At 79.2% G+C, this 303-nt stretch carries 1 protein-coding gene; it reads left to right on the forward strand.

Annotation, left to right across the window (positions count from 1 at the left end):
* The coding region (locus ACLBXP_RS25645) for an FAD-dependent monooxygenase (protein WP_447670634.1) at window positions 1–303 on the forward strand (303 nt) is incomplete at both ends.

The following is a 303-nucleotide window of genomic DNA, read 5'->3' on the forward strand; positions in this document are numbered from 1 at the left end:
CGACGGTCCCCGGGGCCCCGTGCCGATGCGCGGGCTCTCGGTCGCGAGCCCGGTCGGCCACCGCCTCGCCCCCATCGGCGAGGCCGCCCACGTCTTCCCGCCGATCGGCGCACAGGGGCTGAACCTCGGCCTGCGGGATGCCGCGGCCCTCCGCGACGTGGTGGCGGAGGCCGCCCGCCACGGCCGCGATCCGGGCGGCCGCGGGACGCTGTCCGGCTCCGCCCGTTCGCGGCGCACGGACGCGATGCTGCGCACCGCCGCGGTCGATCTCCTCAACCGCAGCCTGCTCACCGGCCTCCTGCC

It is taken from the genome of Methylobacterium sp. A54F (genome assembly GCF_053346035.1).